General features: G+C 60.0%; 18 protein-coding genes. 13 read left to right on the top strand and 5 right to left on the bottom strand.

Going from position 1 to position 16973, the window contains the following annotated elements:
* Positions 1-152: 152 nt before the first annotated feature.
* Complete coding sequence (gene hemL, locus EXQ56_06090; GenBank protein ID MSO20024.1) at positions 153-1481, top strand: glutamate-1-semialdehyde-2,1-aminomutase; 1329 nt, start codon at positions 153-155, stop codon at positions 1479-1481.
* Between the two features lie 104 nt (positions 1482-1585).
* Here the strand turns inward: hemL and EXQ56_06085 are convergent, their stop codons facing one another.
* Both EXQ56_06085 and EXQ56_06080 read right to left on the bottom strand, forming a co-directional pair.
* The gene (locus EXQ56_06085) at positions 1586-1948 is read right to left on the bottom strand and encodes an XRE family transcriptional regulator (protein MSO20023.1); all 363 of its coding nucleotides are present in this window, start codon (positions 1946-1948) and stop codon (positions 1586-1588) included.
* Positions 1949-2010: 62 nt separating this feature from the next.
* Entirely contained in the window at positions 2011-2736 is a 726-nt protein-coding gene (locus EXQ56_06080) for a redoxin domain-containing protein (protein MSO20022.1), read from the bottom strand.
* Between the two features lie 243 nt (positions 2737-2979).
* Between EXQ56_06080 and EXQ56_06075 the strand changes: the two genes are divergently transcribed.
* From EXQ56_06075 to folK, 5 genes are all read left to right on the top strand, one after another.
* Positions 2980-4533 (top strand): acyl-CoA carboxylase subunit beta, encoded by a 1554-nt coding sequence (locus EXQ56_06075; GenBank protein ID MSO20021.1) that lies wholly within the window; start codon positions 2980-2982, stop codon positions 4531-4533.
* 106 nt (positions 4534-4639) lie between these two features.
* On the top strand, positions 4640-5284 hold the full coding sequence (ruvA, locus tag EXQ56_06070) for a Holliday junction branch migration protein RuvA (protein ID MSO20020.1): 645 nt from the start codon (positions 4640-4642) through the stop codon (positions 5282-5284).
* 16 nt (positions 5285-5300) lie between these two features.
* A complete protein-coding gene (locus tag EXQ56_06065; GenBank protein MSO20019.1) occupies positions 5301-5795 on the top strand; it encodes an SRPBCC family protein in 495 nt (164 codons plus the stop codon).
* An 81-nt stretch (positions 5796-5876) separates the two neighbouring features.
* The gene (gene ruvB / locus EXQ56_06060; GenBank protein ID MSO20018.1) at positions 5877-6905 is read left to right on the top strand and encodes a Holliday junction branch migration DNA helicase RuvB; all 1029 of its coding nucleotides are present in this window, start codon (positions 5877-5879) and stop codon (positions 6903-6905) included.
* 18 nt (positions 6906-6923) lie between these two features.
* A complete protein-coding gene (gene folK, locus EXQ56_06055) occupies positions 6924-7445 on the top strand; it encodes a 2-amino-4-hydroxy-6-hydroxymethyldihydropteridine diphosphokinase (GenBank protein ID MSO20017.1) in 522 nt (173 codons plus the stop codon).
* A gap of 115 nt (positions 7446-7560) precedes the next feature.
* Here folK and EXQ56_06050 read toward each other — a convergent pair whose 3' ends face one another.
* Complete coding sequence (locus tag EXQ56_06050; protein MSO20016.1) at positions 7561-8331, bottom strand: class I SAM-dependent methyltransferase; 771 nt, start codon at positions 8329-8331, stop codon at positions 7561-7563.
* Between the two features lie 107 nt (positions 8332-8438).
* Between EXQ56_06050 and EXQ56_06045 the strand changes: the two genes are divergently transcribed.
* The 7 genes from EXQ56_06045 (at position 8439) to EXQ56_06015 (ending at position 15274) form a co-directional block, all read left to right on the top strand.
* A complete protein-coding gene (locus tag EXQ56_06045; GenBank protein ID MSO20015.1) occupies positions 8439-9164 on the top strand; it encodes a DUF1499 domain-containing protein in 726 nt (241 codons plus the stop codon).
* Positions 9165-9273: 109 nt separating this feature from the next.
* Positions 9274-10341, top strand: a complete 1068-nt coding sequence (locus tag EXQ56_06040) for an abhydrolase domain-containing 18 (protein MSO20014.1) — start codon at positions 9274-9276, stop codon at positions 10339-10341.
* A 12-nt stretch (positions 10342-10353) separates the two neighbouring features.
* Positions 10354-10590, top strand: a complete 237-nt coding sequence (locus tag EXQ56_06035) for a hypothetical protein (protein MSO20013.1) — start codon at positions 10354-10356, stop codon at positions 10588-10590.
* 38 nt (positions 10591-10628) lie between these two features.
* A complete protein-coding gene (locus EXQ56_06030; GenBank protein MSO20012.1) occupies positions 10629-11777 on the top strand; it encodes a pyridoxal phosphate-dependent aminotransferase in 1149 nt (382 codons plus the stop codon).
* Between the two features lie 21 nt (positions 11778-11798).
* Positions 11799-12983, top strand: a complete 1185-nt coding sequence (locus tag EXQ56_06025; GenBank protein ID MSO20011.1) for a hypothetical protein — start codon at positions 11799-11801, stop codon at positions 12981-12983.
* 49 nt (positions 12984-13032) lie between these two features.
* Complete coding sequence (locus EXQ56_06020) at positions 13033-14472, top strand: cytochrome c (GenBank protein ID MSO20010.1); 1440 nt, start codon at positions 13033-13035, stop codon at positions 14470-14472.
* 34 nt (positions 14473-14506) lie between these two features.
* Entirely contained in the window at positions 14507-15274 is a 768-nt protein-coding gene (locus EXQ56_06015; GenBank protein MSO20009.1) for a hypothetical protein, read from the top strand.
* Positions 15275-15295: 21 nt separating this feature from the next.
* On the opposite strand, the gene EXQ56_06010 is transcribed toward EXQ56_06015, so the two are convergent.
* Positions 15296-16078, bottom strand: coding sequence for a cytochrome c (locus EXQ56_06010; protein MSO20008.1), 783 nt, complete (start codon positions 16076-16078; stop codon positions 15296-15298).
* Between the two features lie 21 nt (positions 16079-16099).
* Positions 16100-16753 carry a response regulator transcription factor gene (locus tag EXQ56_06005; protein MSO20007.1) on the bottom strand — a complete coding sequence of 218 codons (654 nt, stop codon included), beginning with the start codon at positions 16751-16753 and terminating at the stop codon, positions 16100-16102.
* Positions 16754-16973 lie beyond the last annotated feature (220 nt).

Here is a 16973-nt window from a genome sequence, read left to right as displayed (position 1 = left end):
CAACTATCAAGGAAAAGGCGTTTAGTAATACTTTTCATCTGGCTTGGCAATTCAACCGCACTCGCTACTCGACAGTGCTACGATAATAACCTCGTAGTAGCCCATGATAGAATACAATCTTCGAGTCAGGCAATCTTGCCGCTCAAGTGGACATGCAAAATATTCTTTTCCCAACTTCGCAGAAGACATCGCGCTCGGCGGAACTTTTCGAGCGCGCGCGCAAGCTCATCCCTGGTGGAGTGAATTCGCCTGTGCGCGCTTTCCGGGCGGTGGGCTCGTCGCCTGTCTTCCTTGTTCGCGGACGCGGCTCGAATGTCGTGGACGCTGATGGCAAGCATTATCTCGATTATGTCGGTGCCTGGGGGCCGCTGCTGCTGGGCCATGCCCATCCCGACGTGGAGCGCGCCGTGGGCCAGGCACTCGAGCGCGGCACGGCCTTTGGATTCGCCACCGAAGCCGAGGTCCGGCTAGCCGAGTTGATCAATGAAATTGTTCCTTCCGTCGAGAAGGTGCGCCTGGTTACGTCTGGGACGGAAGCTACCATGTCCGCCGTCCGGCTGGCACGCGGCTTCACGGAGCGCAAGAAGATTATCAAGTTTATCGGCGGCTATCACGGGCATGTCGATTCGCTGCTGGTGAAGGCCGGCTCCGGCGTGGCGACGTTTTCCCTGCCCGACTCTGCCGGCGTTCCCAAAGAGTTTACCGACCTGACGCTGGCTCTGCCGTATAACGACGTGGCCGCCGCCGAACGCGTCTTCGTGGAGCACGCCGGGCAGATTGCCGCCGTGATCGTCGAGCCGGTGGCTGGCAACATGGGCTGCGTCCCGCCCTCGCAAGGGTTCCTGCCCGCGTTGCGTGAGCTAACCCAGCGCGACGGCTCGTTGCTGATCTTTGACGAGGTGATGACGGGCTTCCGCGTGAGCCGCGGCGGCGCACAGGAGCTTTACGGCATCAAGCCGGACCTGACCACGCTGGGCAAGATCATCGGCGGCGGTCTGCCCATCGGCGCTTATGGCGGCCGCGCCGACATCATGGACATGGTCGCGCCGGAAGGGCCGGTGTATCAGGCTGGAACGCTGGCGGGAAATCCGTTGGCGGTGGCAGCGGGAATCGCCATGCTGGAAGAGTTGCGCCGCCGCCCGCTGCTTTATTCCGAGATTGAGGCGCGCTCGCAGCGCCTCGCCGACGGCCTGCAGGAGTTGGCCGTGGATGCCCGCATCCCCACTTTCGTGAATCGCGTAGGCTCCATGCTCACGCTGTTCTTCACGCCCGGCCCGGTGGTGGATTGGTCGAGCGCCGAGCGCGCCGACCGCGACCGCTTCGCCAAGTTTTTCCATCTCATGCTGGAGCGCAACATTCTGCTGCCGCCCTCGCAGTTCGAGGCATGGTTCGTTTCCGCCGCGCACACCGATAAGGACGTCGACATCACGCTCGCCGCCGCCGAAGAGGCCTGCAACGCCTTGGCCCAGGAACTTTCCTAACAGAGCCGCGACCGTGAGGAAGCGGTGGTTGGACGCACTTCACGGGAAGTGCCAACCACCGCTTCCTCACGGTCGTGGCTCTGTTAAGACAATTGAATGGCGGGTTACGAGCGGCGCAGGGCGGAGGCCATGTCCTTGACCATATCCAGCAATTGATCGCGCTGCTGCGTGGTAAGCTGCGGCAGGAGAGTCTTCAACTCCGTCAGATACTGGCTGGCCGGGTCGTTGGCTTGGGCGGCGGCGACCGCCAGTGATTCCGCGGAGGGCTTGCCGTCGGGAGAGAAGAAGTCAGCAAGCGTCACGCCCATGGCGGAGGCCAGCCTTTGCAGCGTGGCCAGCGAGGGAATGGTGTGGCCGTTCTCCACGCGTGAAAGATACGAGCGCAGGATGCCGGTGCGCTTCTGCATCTCCCCTTGAGAGAGTCCTTTGGCCTGACGGATATTCTTGATCGCTTCGCCTAGATTCATTTCGCTTCTTCCAATCCTTTCACCCCCACCCATCGCCGCAAAGTGTACCATATCTGGCCGGATTATCCGCCGGGAGTTGCCGCCGTGGGAGCCTCCGCCGCTGCGTCTTCCATCGCTTCCGGAGCGGGTTCAGCTAGCAGGGTCTGAATGATCTTCTCAAGATTCTCATAATTGCGGCGTGCGGCGCGGTCGCGGGAATTTTTCTCATAGCGGCCATCGGGTTGCACATAGCGCACCAGTCCCTGCCGATCGATTAGAAATGTTGCCGCCAGGCCCTCCACGTCGGCGCGATTCATCCAATAGCGATTAACCGTCTGCCAGGTGGAGTCAATCCCAATGGGGAAATTAAAAGACAAGGCCGAAGCCAAATCACTCACTTCCGCCGGGTCAACTGAAGTGGGTGTTGGCGAAGGTGCATAGATGCCGACCGGGGCCAGGCCCTGCGACTGATAGGTCTTGATAAGATCGCGCAGGCCGGCGGCTCCCTGCGGACTGTCATTCAAGAAACGCAGCAAAATCACCTTCCCGCGCAGCTTGGAGGTCTCCATTAGCGGCGAGTTGGCAGGTAAGTTAACCCATGCACGCAGGCTCCAGCGCGGAGCCACCTTGCCGATCATCTCCGGCGGCGGCGCCAACTCATTGGCAGAGAACTGTGCCTTCAGCGGACTACTCCACATCAGCAGGACGATTACTGCGGTGAGCAGTTGCCGGAGCTTAGCTGCGTGTTGGTGGTAAGTAAACAGGACTCCACTGCGCTCGGACCAACCCCAATCAAATCGATTCAGCAATTGAACCTCCGCAACATTTTGGCGATTCTAGCACATTCGCCTGGGACGCGGCACCAACAGCTACCAGCAAATATTTTTCACCTGAGTCGCTAGCGATCTCCGCTTGCTTGTGTTTTCGGCCATTTCGCCTTACGATAAAAGTCCGATTTCCTCCTGGCCGAAGCGGCTGTCGACGATCTCGCTTGAACTCGGATTCGAGCGCCGCGCAAGGCGTCAAGCGTCCACACTGAAAGGGTTTGCAGAATGCCGAAGTCTTACAGCGAATTGCACGACAAGCTGCTCAAGCTGGAAGAGCGCGTGCAGCGCGGCAACCCCAAGGCCATCGACAAGCAGCACAAGGAGGGCAAGTGGACGGCGCGCGAGCGTCTGGCCAAGCTGCTTGATCCCGGCTCGTTCGTCGAGGAGTTCATGCTCGCTGAGTCGCAGAGCGTGGACTTCGGCATGGCCGAAAAGCGCGAGCCTACCGACGGCGTGGTCGCCGGATTTGGCAAGATTGACGGGCGTTCGGTGTACGCCTACGCGCAGGATCGCACCGTGCTGGCCGGCACCGTGGGGGCGGCACACGGCGAGAAGATCGCTTATGTACTTGAGACCGCTCGCCGCCTGGGCCTGCCTGTCATCGGCCTGATGGACTCGCTCGGTGCGCGCATTCAGGAGGGGTTGGACGTGACCCGCTCCATCGGCAAAATTTTCCGCGAGAACGTGCTCTGCTCCGGCGCCGTGCCGCAAATCTCCGCCATCATGGGACCGTGCATCGGCGTGGCATCATACAGTCCGGCGCTGACTGACTTCATCTTTCAGGTGAAGGAGACCAGCCAGATGTTCATCACCGGCCCGCCGGTCATCAAGGCCGTTACCGGGGAAGATGTCACGATGGAACAGCTCGGCGGCTGGAAGATGCATGCCGAGATATCCGGCGTCAACGATGTGATCGCTGAAAATGACGAGGACTGCCTCAACCAGATCCGCGAGCTAATGCGCTATCTTCCGCTGAACTGCGGCGAGACCCCGCCGCGCGCGGTCTGCGACGACCCGGCCGACCGTATGATCGAGGATTTCGAAACGTACGTCCCGGAGGACCCGAAGCGACTCTATGACGTCAAGGGCATCATCACGCGCATCGCCGATTATGGAAGATTTTTCGAGATCAAGCCGCGCTTCGCGCGCAACCTGGTCACCGGGTTCGGACAGATCGGTGGCTACTCGGTGGGCTTCGTTGCCAACCAGCCCAAGTTCATGGGAGGCTCGCTCGACGTGGATTGCTCGGACAAAGGCGCGCGCTTCATTCGCTTCTGCGACGCGTTCAATATTCCCATTGTCACGCTGGTGGATATGCCCGGCTACCTGCCCGGTACCAAGCAGGAGCAGCGCGGCATCATCCGCCACGGCGCCAAGATGCTTTACTCCTACGCCGAGGCCACCGTGCCGATGATCACGCTGTATTTGCGCAAGGGCTACGGCGGCGCAAAGCAGGCCATGTGTACGCGCGAGATGGGTGCTGATCAGGTCTTCGTCTGGCCCGGCGTCGAACTGGCCGTGATGGGCGCATCCGGCGCGGTGAATGTTCTCTACCGCCAGGAGATTGAAGCCGCCGAGGATGGCGAGGCAGTGCGCGCCATGCGCATCGCGGAATTCGAGGAACGCTTCACGGGCCCATTTGAGGCCGTGGCCAAGCAGTACGCGCACTCCGCCATCCTGCCGCGCGAGACGCGCTGGCGGCTGTTCCAGTCTCTGGAAATCCTGCGCAACAAGCGCGTAGACCGCCCCATTAAGAAACACGGCTTGATGCCGGTATAGGTGTCACCGAGCCGCGACCGCAAGGGAGCGGACACGTTCAACGGTCCGTATCAATCGTCAAGCGGGTCCACTCCCTTACGGTCGTGGCACTGTTAAAAACCAATCTATGATCGCTTACCTGCGAGGAACAGTTCGCTTCAAACGTCCCAACCGCGTGGTGATTGATGCGGGCGGCGTGGGCTACGACGTCATCATTCCCGTCTCCACGTTTTACGGCCTCGAAGAGGAAGGCCGCGAGGCCGCGCTGCACATTCACACGCATGTGCGCGAGGACGCGTTGGCGCTGTTCGGCTTCAAGACGGAGCGCGAGAAAATCCTGTTTGAGAAACTCATGAGCGTCTCCGGCGTCGGGCCGAAGCTGGCGATTACGATTCTTTCTGGGCTCGAATTGGACGAGCTGATTGCCGCGCTGCGCAAAAGCGATCTGGTGTCACTTACGCACATCCCAGGTGTGGGCCGCAAGACCGCTGAGCGGTTGGTGCTGGAGTTGCGCGACAAGCTCGACCTGCTGGCCGCGTCCAGCTCCGAAGCCTCCGCGGCGGAACCCGCGCGCCCCTCGGCAACGGGTGAGTTCAGCGGAGTGGACGAAGACGTGCTCTCCGCGCTGGTGAACTTGGGTTACAATCGCGCCAACGCCGAGGCTGCGGTGCGCGAAGTGCGTAAAGACAAACAGATACCCGAAAACAATTTCGAGCAGGTGTTGCGCACCAGCCTGCGCCTGTTGGCGCGCAAGTTTTTTGCAGGGAAGTAGTGACCCGTGTGAAGTGATGGCGAATATTGAATTCCAGACATCGCTAATAGTCCCGGCACCGGCGCGCATCGTCTATTCGGTGATCGCGGACTACCGTGACGGCCATCCGCGCATTCTTCCCAAGCCACACTTTCTGGATCTGGTGGTCGAACAGGGCGGCTACGGCGCGGGAACCGTGTTCCGTTGCGGCACGCGCTTGCTGGGCCGCACCCAAACTTTCCGCGCCATCATCAGTGAGCCGGAGCCGGGACGCGTGTTGGTCGAAAAATTTATCGATCAGGATTCGCAGACCATTTTTACTGTTGATCACGAAGCGGACCCAAACCAATCGCGGGTCACATTTCACACTGTGATGAATGTGCCGGGAATCGCGGGCTTCTTCCAGAAATGGATGGTGCCGCGCCTGTTGCTGCCGATTTACAAGCAGGAGCTGGAGAATCTCGCGGCCCACGCTCAGGCTCTCCATTGGGTGGAGCAGGCCAAGACAGGTTCTACGTCTGCGCAATACTAGCTGCATGATCTTCACCGGCACGCGCGTCTCCGCGCTACAATAGTGCTTCGCCACGCACAGGATGTCGCCGCGAAAACATTGATGACCCAACACGAACCAGAGCGCATCATCACCGGCAGCGTGCTGCCCGGCGAGCAGTCGTTTGAATACTCGCTGCGGCCTGAGCGGCTGAACGAGTACATTGGCCAGCAGAAGGTGAAGGACAATCTGTCCATCGCCATCGAAGCGGCCAAGGCGCGCGGCGACTGCATCGACCACATCCTGCTCTACGGCCCGCCGGGGCTCGGCAAAACGACGCTGGCCACCATCATCGCCAAGGAATTGAACGTGGCGTTTCAAGGAACCTCCGGCCCGGTCATCGAGGACAAAGGGAGCCTGGCCGCGATCTTGAGCAACGTCGAGCAGTTTCAAGTTCTCTTCATCGACGAGATTCACCGCCTGAATCCACAGCTTGAAGAACTGCTCTATCCGGCCATGGAAGACTTCTGTATCGACTATATGGTGGGGCAGGGTCCGGCGGCCCGTACCATCAAGATGCAGGTGCCGCACTTTACGCTGGTCGGCGCCACCACCCGCGCGGGCCTCTTAACCAGCCCGCTGCGCGGACGCTTCGGCATCGTGCATCGGCTCGATTTCTACACGCCGGAAGAGATCCAGATCATCGTGCGCCGCTCGGCGGAGATACTAAAAGTGGAGATCGATACGGAAGGCGCCGCCGAGATCGCCAGCCGCAGCCGCGGCACGCCGCGCGTGGCCAACCGCCTGCTGCGCCGCGTGCGCGACTTCGCGCAAGTGAAGGCCGACGGCGTCATCACCGCCGCCGTGGGCCGCGCCGCGCTGGACATGCTGGAAGTGGACCCCTGCGGCTTCGACGAGATGGACCGCAAGCTCCTGCTCACCATCATCGAGAAATACGGCGGCGGCCCGGTGGGCGTCAACACGCTGGCCGCTTCGCTCAGCGAGGAGACGGACACCATCGAGGAAGTCTACGAGCCGTATCTGATCCAGCAGGGCTACCTGCAACTCACACCGCGCGGCCGCTGCGCAACTTCGCTCGCCTACCAGCACTTCGGCATTACGCCCAACCAGCGCCAGCGTGGCTTGTTCTAGAAAAACTCTTAAGCAACGATGCCAGCCGCTCCCATCACCGCGTATTTGTCTCTCGGCTCCAATGTCGGCGACCGAATGGGGAATCTCCTGGCCGCGCTCAAGCGGATAGGCCGCACGACGCATTCGCAATCACGCACTTCGTCCGTATTTGAAACCGAGCCGGTGGATCATCTCGATCAGCCCTGGTTCCTGAACTGTGTCGCGGAGATCAGCACGACTCTTTCGCCCGCTGAGCTGCTCCATCAATTACAGAAGATCGAGTTACAGCTTGGCCGCGAGCGCACCGTCCCCCCTCTAATCCCGAAGGGGCCGCGCACGCTGGACATCGATATTCTTCTGTATGGAGATTTGATACTTCAGAGCGAGGAACTAACGATTCCGCATCCACGCATGATGGAGCGGAGGTTTGTGCTGCAGCCGCTGTGTGAGCTGGCCCCGCACCTTCTGATACCAGGAACCAGCCAGACTGTGGCCAGCACGCTTGCGCAACTGCCGCTCACGCCTACGGTGCGCCTATACAGAAAATCGCTGGATATCTAGGCTTATCTGTTTGGACTTGAAAACGGATCAGAGCCCCGACCGCCAGGGAGGGGGCACGTCTGCCGATTGATAATGACCATTGAACGTGCCCCCTCCCTGGCGGTCGGGGCTCTGATTAGCGTCCATATATCACGAAAAATTTCCCTGCGCCGAACAGGGCGGATTCCTGCACGGGTTTGAAGCCGGCGGCGGCCAGCATGACGTCCACCTTCTGGCGCTCGGAGGACATCTCCACCTGCTGACCCTGGTGCTCCATCGTTCGATGCTGATTGCCTTGCATGGCCTGATGCATGGCGGCGTTGGGATCATGCTCGGCCTGCCCGTGCTCCGCAGGCCCGTGCTGGCGCTCGTGCGCGGCATTTTCGATAATCACGATGCGCCCGTTGGGTTTGATGTACTTCGCCAGATTCTTCATGTACACGTCGCGGTGCTCAATGTGGTGCAGCACGTCGTGGAAGAACGCCACATCCACGCTCGCCACGGAGAGCTTCGCGTCATCCGGCACGGCGAGATGCGTCTGAATATTCTTGATCCCCTCTTTATTGGCGCGCTCGGAGATGTAGGAGAGCAGCGCGGTGTCGATGTCCACGGCGATGGCCTTGCCGCCCGCGCCCACGGCCTTGGCGAAGGGGCGCGTGAACACGCCGGAGCCGGAGCCGATATCGGCCACCACCATGCCCGGCTTGAGGCCGATGATCTTCACTACCTCATCGATTTTTAGTCCGGCGACGCGCGTCGCGTCTTCCAGATGTGGAATCCATTCGGCGGCCGGCTGCGAGCCAATCTGCGCGGCGGTGAATTTCACCGTCGCCAGCGCCAGCAGCGCAGTGATCAGCAATCGCTTCAAGTGTTGATTCATGAACATCGGCGTGCCTCCTGGGGCCATCTACCATCTGAGATAAATATACCACCAACGTCGCATGCCAGCCGTGTATGCTATTTTGGGTGGCGGCGCTTCGCCTCCCTACGAAATCAAATTGCGCGCGGTGAGTCATGTTTGCACGATGGAGTTTCCTGTTCGGAGCGTTGGGCATGCTGGCTTACGCCGTGGGGCCGTTACTGGCGAACATTCGCGCGACAGCGCCCATGACCGGATTCAGCATCTTCCTGGGGGGAGCGGCAGTCGGCGCGCTGGGGTTGGTGCTGGGAATTGTTGCGGTGATCCGCGCGCCGGATCATGCGGCGCTGACAGCCGTGGGACTGTGCGCGCTGATCGTGCTGCCGGTGGCGGGCATGGCCCTGTGGGGGCGGCGCTATCCGCCCATCAACGACATCACCACCAACGTTTCTTCACCGCCCGAGTTCGCCAAAACCGCAAAAATCCCGGAAAACAAGGACATCAACTTCACTTACCCACGCGAATCGTTCGCGCGCCAGCAGCAGGCCGGTTACCCGGAACTGAAAGCGTTGTATGTGAAGCTGACTCCCAGCGAGACGTTTCTCTTATTGCGGGCCGCCGCCGAAAGCAACATCCAATGGAAGGTAACGGTGGTCGATGGCTTGACGCTCAGCCTGGAGGGCTACGAAGAGTCCATGCTGTTCCACTTCCGCGATGACTTCGTGGTGCAGGCGCGCACGGTTCCCGGAGGGACGCTGGTGGAGATGCGCTCGCGTTCGCGAGACGGGCGCGGGGACCTGGGCGTCAACGCGGCTCGCATCGCTCGTTTTCTGGAAGCAGTCAGCTCAAAGGCCATCGTCGAATCGACCATGCCGCTCTAATCCACTGTCACGCTTCCACTATCGATGGAACCGCCGAGAGCTTGCGCTAATAAAAAATGATGTGGCCTAATTGCAGTTGAGTCATTCTGTAATGGGAGCGCTTGTGCCATTGCGATGGATATACCGGGCGCGCGTGGAATTGAATCGCGCATACCGGCAACGAATGGATGACTGGGAGATGAAGCTCATGACCGCGGCCACCAACCGCGTCGTGAGGCCGTTTGACTGGGGTCTCGATTGGGCCGAGCACTGGCCGTCCGCGCGCGAGATTGCGCGCAATGGTCACGACCCAGCCGGATATCTGGCCGCTCTGGGAGAAGCCGGAAGCCGCGCGAGCGAGGAGTTCTTCGGCTACCAGACGCCCACTGACTTTCAGTTGCGCGACGATATTCTGAGTTTCACCTCGCCGGTAAGGACGCCATACGCGGAGAATAACATCGCGCACGCGCAGTGGTTTCCCGCCTCAGATCGCAAAGGCCGCGCGATCATCGTCCTGCCGCATTGGAATGCCAAAGTAAATGAGCACGTCGGGTTGTGCAAGGCATTGCAGTATTTGGGGCTGCCCACTCTGCGCGTGAGTCTGCCGTATCATGACCGTCGCATGTTGCCGGGGTTCGAGCGCGCCGACTACGCGGTGTCGTCCAACGTGGGCCGCACGGTGGACTCGACGCGCCAGGCGGTGATCGACATCCGCTGCTGCCTGGACTGGCTCGAGTCGCAGGGCTACCACCGCTTTGGCATCATCGGCACCAGCCTCGGCTCGGCCTACGCGTTCCTCGCCAGCGCGCATGATGCGCGCCTGCGCGCCAACGTCTACAACATGGTCTCGCTCTACTTCGCTGACGTGGTGTGGACGGGTCTATCCACGCTGCACATCCGCCAGAGCTTCGATGGCAATGTCGATCTGCCGCAGTTGCAGGCGGCCTGGCGGGCGATTACTCCGGCGGAGTACGTGCATCGCTACTCCACTATGAAGAAGAAGTCGTTGTTCATCTACGCAACGTACGACTCGACGTTCCTGCGCCAGTACTCCGACGCCATGCTGGAAGAAGCGCGCCTGCGCGAGTTCGACCACGACGTGGCCGTGGTGCCCTGCGGACATTACACCATGGGCCGTACGCCATTTCGCTATCTGGACGGCTACCACATCTGCAATTTCTTCCTGCGGAACGTGTAGAAGGAAGTGATCGTGCCGGCTGAATCTAAAACTTCCAGCGCTATGTCCTACGCGCTTTCCGCCGCCGTGGCGAAGAAGAGTTTAACCATTGCGCTCATCGTCGGCTGCCTGCTATCCATCGCCAATCAGGGAGATGTGCTGTTCACCCAGCCTGTTACGACGCGCATTGGCATTAAGATATTTCTAAACTTTCTGATTCCCTTCATCGTGTCGTCGGTGAGCGCGGTGCTCAACCGGCCTGGAAAATAATGGCGAACATTCACTACTCTTCGCGGTTTGTCTGGGAAATGCGCACGAACCGGCTTTCGCAACTGCTGGAAACCAAACGCCGCGCGGAAGTTTCGCTGCTCGATCTGACTGAATCGAATCCCACGCGCGCGGGAATATCCTATCCTTCTTCTCAATTGCTAGAGGCGTTAAGTAATCCGGGATGGCTGGTATACGAACCTTCTGCGATGGGGCTGCCGCGAGCGCGGGAGGCCGTCGCGGCCTACTATGCCGCACGCGGCTGCGCGGTCTCGCCGGAGCACATACTGCTCACCGCCAGCACCAGTGAAGCCTACTCCTACCTGTTCAAACTGCTGGCTGATCCGGGCGACGAGGTGCTGGTCCCGCGTCCGTCTTATCCGCTGTTCGAATTTCTCGCGGGACTGGAAGCGGTGCAGCCTGTGCATTATTCGCTGGCCTATCATGGCGAGTGGCGTATCGACTTTGATTCATTGGGTGCCGCGCTGACGCCGCGAACACGCGCTGTGGTGATCGTCAATCCGAACAATCCAACCGGGTCATTTCTCAAGCGGGACGAGCGCGCGCAGTTGATGGAACTGTGCCGCGTACACAGGCTGGCGCTGATCTCCGATGAGGTATTCTCTGATTTCGTTTTCCCAGCCACAGCGAAAGAAAATCTGGTGCGGTCCGTAGTGGATGAAACCGGCGTGCTGACGTTTTCGCTGAGTGGGTTGTCAAAGGTCGCGGGACTGCCGCAGGTGAAGGCCGGTTGGATCGCCGTCTCCGGCCCGCCGGATGCGTGTCGCGACGCATTGGCGCGCCTGGAGCTGATCGCCGACACCTATCTCTCTGTGTCGAGTCAAGTGCAGCACGCCCTGCCTCGTCTGCTGAAACTGGGTGCCGCGATGCAGACGGCAATCCAGATGCGCGTGCAGAGAAATTTGTCGCACCTGCAAGCGGCGCTGGCGGCGGATTCGTCAGCACGGGTTCTCGCCGCCGAGGGTGGATGGTATGCCACTCTGGAAATCCCGCGCAATCGCAGCGAGGAGCAGTGGGCGCTGGAACTGCTCGAGCAGGACAACGTGATCGTGCAGCCCGGCTATTTTTACGATTTCGAGCGCGAAGCGTATTTGGTATTGAGTCTGCTGACGCCAGAGGAGACCTTTGCGGTGGGAGCAGCGCGGGTACTTGCGCGGGTGCAGTCGTAGAGTTACAACCTAAGGAAATCAGTGAACGTAGCGGAGAAGCATCTGGTGCTGGTGGGCGGCGGGCACAGCCATGTGGAGGTTCTGCGCCGATGGGGCCTGCGCCCGGAGCCGGGCGCGCGCCTGACGCTGATCGGTCGCGAACGCCACACGCCATACTCCGGGATGCTGCCGGGATATATCGCCGGACACTATGACTTCAAGCAGATGCATATTGATCTGGCAGCACTGGCGCAATTTGCGCGGGCCGAATTTATTCACGATGAGGCCGTGGGCCTCGACACCGGTCTTAGCTATAACTCCGGGCAGCTTCATCGCCGCAATGGATCACCGATTCCCTATGATGTGCTTTCCATCGACACCGGCTCCACTCCGCTGCTCGCTAATATCCCGGGAGCGGCGGCTCACGCAGTCCCTGTAAAACCGATCAGCACTTTTATCGAGCGCTGGAAGAAGCTCCGAGAGCGTGTGTGCGAGGCGGCGGGAACCGTGCGGATCGGCGTGGTGGGCGCCGGCGCCGGGGGCGTGGAAATTTTACTGGCAATGCAGCACTCGTTCGCAAATATGCCGGCAGCTCGTCCAGGTTCAGCGGTCGGCTTACGAGTAGAATTTCATTTGATTAGCGCCGGTCCCATTTTGCCGACCCACTCGGCGGACGTACGGCGACGCTTCGAGCGTGTCCTGGCTGAGCGCAGAGTGGCAATTCATACGGGTCATGCGGTGGCCGAGGTCCTTCCAAACGCAGTGCGGCTGGAGGGCGGCAAGGCGTTGGCCCTTGATGAAATACTTTGGGTTACGCAGGCGGGCGGAGCGCACTGGATTAAGAAGTCCGGCCTCGCGGTCGATGAACGCGGATTCATAAGGGTGGCCGACACACTGGAATCCATTTCGCAGCGCGGAGTGTTTGCTTCAGGCGACGTGGCTGCCGTGCTCCACCATCCACGCGAGAAGGCCGGGGTGTTCGCGGTGCGGCAGGGGCCGCCCTTGACCGAGAATCTGCGGCGCGCGCTGCGGGGTGAGCCGCTGGTTCCCTTCACGCCGCAGAAAAAGTTCCTGAGCCTGATCAGCACCGGCGACCGCTACGCCGTGGCTTCACGCGGCGAGTTGTCGGCGGAGGGCCGCTGGCTCTGGACGCTTAAGGACTGGATCGACCGTCGTTTCATGGCTCGATACGCAAATCTCTCCCAGAGCGACACGGGGAAGGATTGACAGCGCGTGGGCACGGGAGCAATATTTATCTCAAGCCTAGCCGCAGGCAATGGAAATTCGGGCAACGACCGAACGTGGTGGGAGGATTTTGCAAATGGGGGAAAAATCAATTCTGATCGGGCACTTATTGGCTGTGATTTTCATTACTGGCATGACCGCGCTGGCCGCAGAAGTTCCGGCCACGTCTGTTACCTTCAACAAGGATGTGCTGCCCATTCTGCAGCGCAACTGCCAAGCCTGCCACAGGCCTGGCCAGATCGCGCCGATGTCGTTGCTGAGTTACGAGAATACGCGACCGTGGGCCAAGGCCATCAAGCAGAAGGTCATTACACGGCAGATGCCTCCTTGGAACGCCGACCCCACAGTAGGTAAGTTTTCCAACGACAGTTCAATCAAGCAAAGTGAGATTGATCTCATCGCGTCGTGGGTGGATCAAGGAGCGCTGGAGGGCGATGCCAAAGACAAACCCGCGCTTGTCGCGTGGCCCGATGGGGGCTGGCAGGTGCAGCCCGATCACATTGTGAAAGGACCGGAGACTAAGGTTCCAGCGACAGCCAAGAATAATGTCATCGAGTGGTTCCGTGTGGCCGTCCCCAGCGGACTCGACAAAGATACGTGGGTTTCGTCGATCGAAGTGAAGCCCAGTGAGCCGTCCGTAACGCATCACATCTGCGTACACCTGATGCCGCACAACGAGGATGTGAAGTACGGCGAGCGTTACTGGAACGAAGTAATGCGCGACGATCGCGGGGTCGAACTGCCGCGCAAGAAAGGCGAGACGGCTCAGCAGAGCCTCGACGCACGCCCCGCGCTGCGCGATGCCAGCGAAGGCGAAGCCTGTTATCTGCCTGGGCTGCAATCGCTGATGGACTATCGACCCAAGGGGGCGGCCAAGCTGATTCCGGCGGGCACCGACATTGTGTTCAGCCTGCACTATACGCCCAACGGCAAGGAAGTGGTGGACCGTCCGGCGGTGGGATTCACCATTGCCAAACAGGAGCCGGCGCGGCGCTATGTTTCGCTGACCGTGCGCGGGCCGCAAGACGCTGAGAACTTCGCCATCCCGGCGGGCGAAGCCAGTTGGAAAGCACCCCACGGTGAGGCCGTACTCGATCAGGATGTCGAGATTGTGTGGCTCAGCCCTCACATGCATCTGCGCGGCAAGAGCATGTTGTTTCAGGTGATCTATCCCGATGGCCGTAAGCAGGATTTACTCAACGTTCCGCGTTACGATTTCAACTGGCAGCTCGGCTATGAGCTGGCTGCGCCCGTTAAGGTTCCCAAAGGATCGAAGATCATCACCACCGCGTACTTCGACAATTCGGTGAACAACAAATTCAATCCTGACCCGAAGCAAACGGTCTACTACGGTGGCATGGTGTGGGAAGAGATGAGCTCAGGATTCGTGGGCATGCTGGTTGACAAGCACGTAAAGGCGGGACAGGTTTTCCTGCGCGCCCCGCAGGCCGGCGCGCATGCGGGTGAGTAGTCCGCCTCCGCGCAGTCGACAGTGGCGCGCAGCAATGGCTGCCATCGCGATGCTGCCCGCACTCTGCGCTGTCGTCTGCCAGGCACAGACGGCGGCTGAAAATGGAGTTTCTTATTCCGTGGATATCAGCGCGACTCCACGCGCGATACAAGCCGGGAAGAAGGTCCTACTGGAGTTTGCGGTTCGAAAATTGACCGGCGGGCAGTTTAGCGGACGGATAGTCACGGACTTCCAACTCAGCCACACCCACCTCTTCCACTCTTATATTGTGAGCCAGGATTTGCGATTTTTCCTGCACGAGCATCCCGGCCTATCCCCAGATGGAAAATTCCGAATCGAAGCAACGCTGCCCAGCCCCGGGCTGTACCGCATCCTTAGCGAGTTTCAGCCGGAGGGCGCGCCGGAGCAGTCGGTGATCGGCAGCTTGATTGTAACTGGCGCAGAACAGCCCATTCCCGCGCTTACACGCGATAACTCCCCCAAGCAGGCTGACGGACTGCGCGTCGCCATGAGAAGCGAACCGGCGCAGCCAAATCCCAGCGGGAAGACACTGCTCTTCTTCACCCTCGACCCGCAGGCAGGCCTTGAAAATTTTCACGGAGACCGGGGGCAGATGCTGGTAGCCAGCGACGACCTGATTGATCTGATGCACATCGAGCCGTTCGCCGGGGCCAAAGGAACTGAGGTGCAGTTCAACGTTTACTTCCCGCGCCCGCACAACTACCGCGTCTGGGTGGAAGTTCAGGCCCGGGGAGTGGTAAGCAGGGCGAGGTTCGATGTGCCGGTTCAGGAAATGAAGTGAAAGCGGCAGTGCGCCAAAGGTCTACGGCTGTTCTATCAGCAGAATCGCCTGTGCATCGGCGGGCACGCCCTGGATGCGCGTCCCCGCAGGCAGCCGCAGCGGGGCGGCGAAGATGTATGGTTGTGAATACCCCGCGCGAAACTCGTATATCCAGACTAGAGCAATCACCGACCCATCCGGCAGCACGGCCCTAATGCGGAAGGAAGACTTCTCAGCCGCTTTCACGAATTGAATGCCACTGAGCGTGACATCCCTGCGTAATTCAAAAAAGTCTAGTACAAATCTCTCTCCTGCTTTGCCCACCTCAATCACTGACTCCGCGGAGACCGGTTGGATGAGATCATCGCGGCGGGGAATCGTACTCGCCAAAGGAATCCCCGATGCAGGCCCGGCTCTTGCGGCCCCCTCCGGCGCGCCGCCTTCGGCCCACTCGGCGATCTGTTGCAGTTGGGTCTGCGTAAGACTGGGGTCGTTGCGGAAGTGCCCGAAGCCGCGCACGGCACCCCAAGGCGGCATCCTGCGCCGGAGCACTTCTTCCTGGATGGCTGCGGCCCAGGGGCGGGCTTCCTGGTACGTCATCAATGAGAACGCCATGCCACCCGCGCGATGACAGGCTGCGCAGTTCGCTTGAATGATCGGGAAAATCGTCTGATTGAAAGTGATTTGCGTCGTGATGATCTCATGGCCATGCGCAAAGGGCAGCGCGGAGACAGCCGCGAGCAGGGTCAAATGAATCGCCAGCCGCCTTGAAAATGTGGGTTGGATGATTTTATTGGACATCGACGGGGCCGACTGCCATTTCACGGAAATCTCCCATGGAGATCGCTAGAGTCCACCCTGCATCTGTTTGTGAATGGCGTACAGTGCGAGTTCCAAGCGATCAGAGACGCCCAGCTTGTCAAAAACATTATGGAGATGATTCTTCACAGTCTGCTCGCTGATGAACATGCGCTGGGCGATCTCGCGGTTCTTAAAGCCTTGTGAAACCAACTCGACCACCTGCCTCTCGCGTGAGCTGAGCGGCGAATCGCCTTCGGCTTCGTCCGCTCCACTCTTGCTGGAAGTTGCCGTGGCTCCGGCCGCCGGAACCGCCGTCGATCCGTTGGTTTCCGCTCGGAGAATCCATTGCAGCACTTGCTTAAAAGCTGCCTGACGAGGAACTAATTGCACAGTAGAGATGCGTAGTGCGCGAATGGACCCCTCTTCATCTTCCGACGTGGCCATCACCAACATTCGCGTGCGGGGGAAGTTGCGTTGAACCTGCAGCAGCAAATTCCGACCGCCGAACTCGGAAAGTTGCGAGTGGATAAGGATTACTTGCGGCTTTAGCGCAGTTACTTTCTTGACCACCTGATCCGCCGCCTCGACCTCTCCGATCAATGCCACGTCCTTCTCACTGGACAGGAGAAGTTTGAGGCCCGCCCGAAAGGCAGGACGTGGGTCACCTAGAAGTAATTTAATTTTCTTTTGGGCTGCCATGGCTGCTTTGTTTTGATAACCCCAGTCGCTCTATCGGCACTCAGCTCCGCCTCGATAGCATTCATTGACTGCGGCTGATGGGCGTGTACCGACTCGGGCAACTATTCGGCCATAGCGATTCTACGGGGGTTCGCATCGGGGTGTCAATCAATCCAGGTGCAAGCCCGGCACATGCGCGTCGCAGAAACAGACTGTGAAATCTGACTAAACCTCTCCCCAT

This window comes from Acidobacteriota bacterium (assembly GCA_009691245.1).
Lineage (GTDB): Bacteria > Acidobacteriota > Terriglobia > 2-12-FULL-54-10 > 2-12-FULL-54-10 > SHUM01.
This window is presented reverse-complemented; position numbering and strand designations above follow the sequence as displayed.

Excerpts from the sequence above, each read along its gene's own strand:
- hemL (MSO20024.1), top strand. The coding sequence starts at position 153 with ATGCAAAATATTCTTTTCCCAACTTCGCAGAAGACATCGCGCTCGGCG.
- EXQ56_06085 (MSO20023.1), bottom strand. The coding sequence starts at position 1,948 with ATGAATCTAGGCGAAGCGATCAAGAATATCCGTCAGGCCAAAGGACTC.
- EXQ56_06075 (MSO20021.1), top strand. The coding sequence starts at position 2,980 with ATGCCGAAGTCTTACAGCGAATTGCACGACAAGCTGCTCAAGCTGGAA.
- ruvA (MSO20020.1), top strand. The coding sequence starts at position 4,640 with ATGATCGCTTACCTGCGAGGAACAGTTCGCTTCAAACGTCCCAACCGC.
- EXQ56_06065 (MSO20019.1), top strand. The coding sequence starts at position 5,301 with ATGGCGAATATTGAATTCCAGACATCGCTAATAGTCCCGGCACCGGCG.
- ruvB (MSO20018.1), top strand. The coding sequence starts at position 5,877 with ATGACCCAACACGAACCAGAGCGCATCATCACCGGCAGCGTGCTGCCC.
- folK (MSO20017.1), top strand. The coding sequence starts at position 6,924 with ATGCCAGCCGCTCCCATCACCGCGTATTTGTCTCTCGGCTCCAATGTC.
- EXQ56_06050 (MSO20016.1), bottom strand. The coding sequence starts at position 8,331 with ATGGCCCCAGGAGGCACGCCGATGTTCATGAATCAACACTTGAAGCGA.
- EXQ56_06045 (MSO20015.1), top strand. The coding sequence starts at position 8,439 with ATGTTTGCACGATGGAGTTTCCTGTTCGGAGCGTTGGGCATGCTGGCT.
- EXQ56_06030 (MSO20012.1), top strand. The coding sequence starts at position 10,629 with ATGCGCACGAACCGGCTTTCGCAACTGCTGGAAACCAAACGCCGCGCG.
- EXQ56_06020 (MSO20010.1), top strand. The coding sequence starts at position 13,033 with ATGGAAATTCGGGCAACGACCGAACGTGGTGGGAGGATTTTGCAAATG.
- EXQ56_06015 (MSO20009.1), top strand. The coding sequence starts at position 14,507 with ATGGCTGCCATCGCGATGCTGCCCGCACTCTGCGCTGTCGTCTGCCAG.
- EXQ56_06005 (MSO20007.1), bottom strand. The coding sequence starts at position 16,753 with ATGGCAGCCCAAAAGAAAATTAAATTACTTCTAGGTGACCCACGTCCT.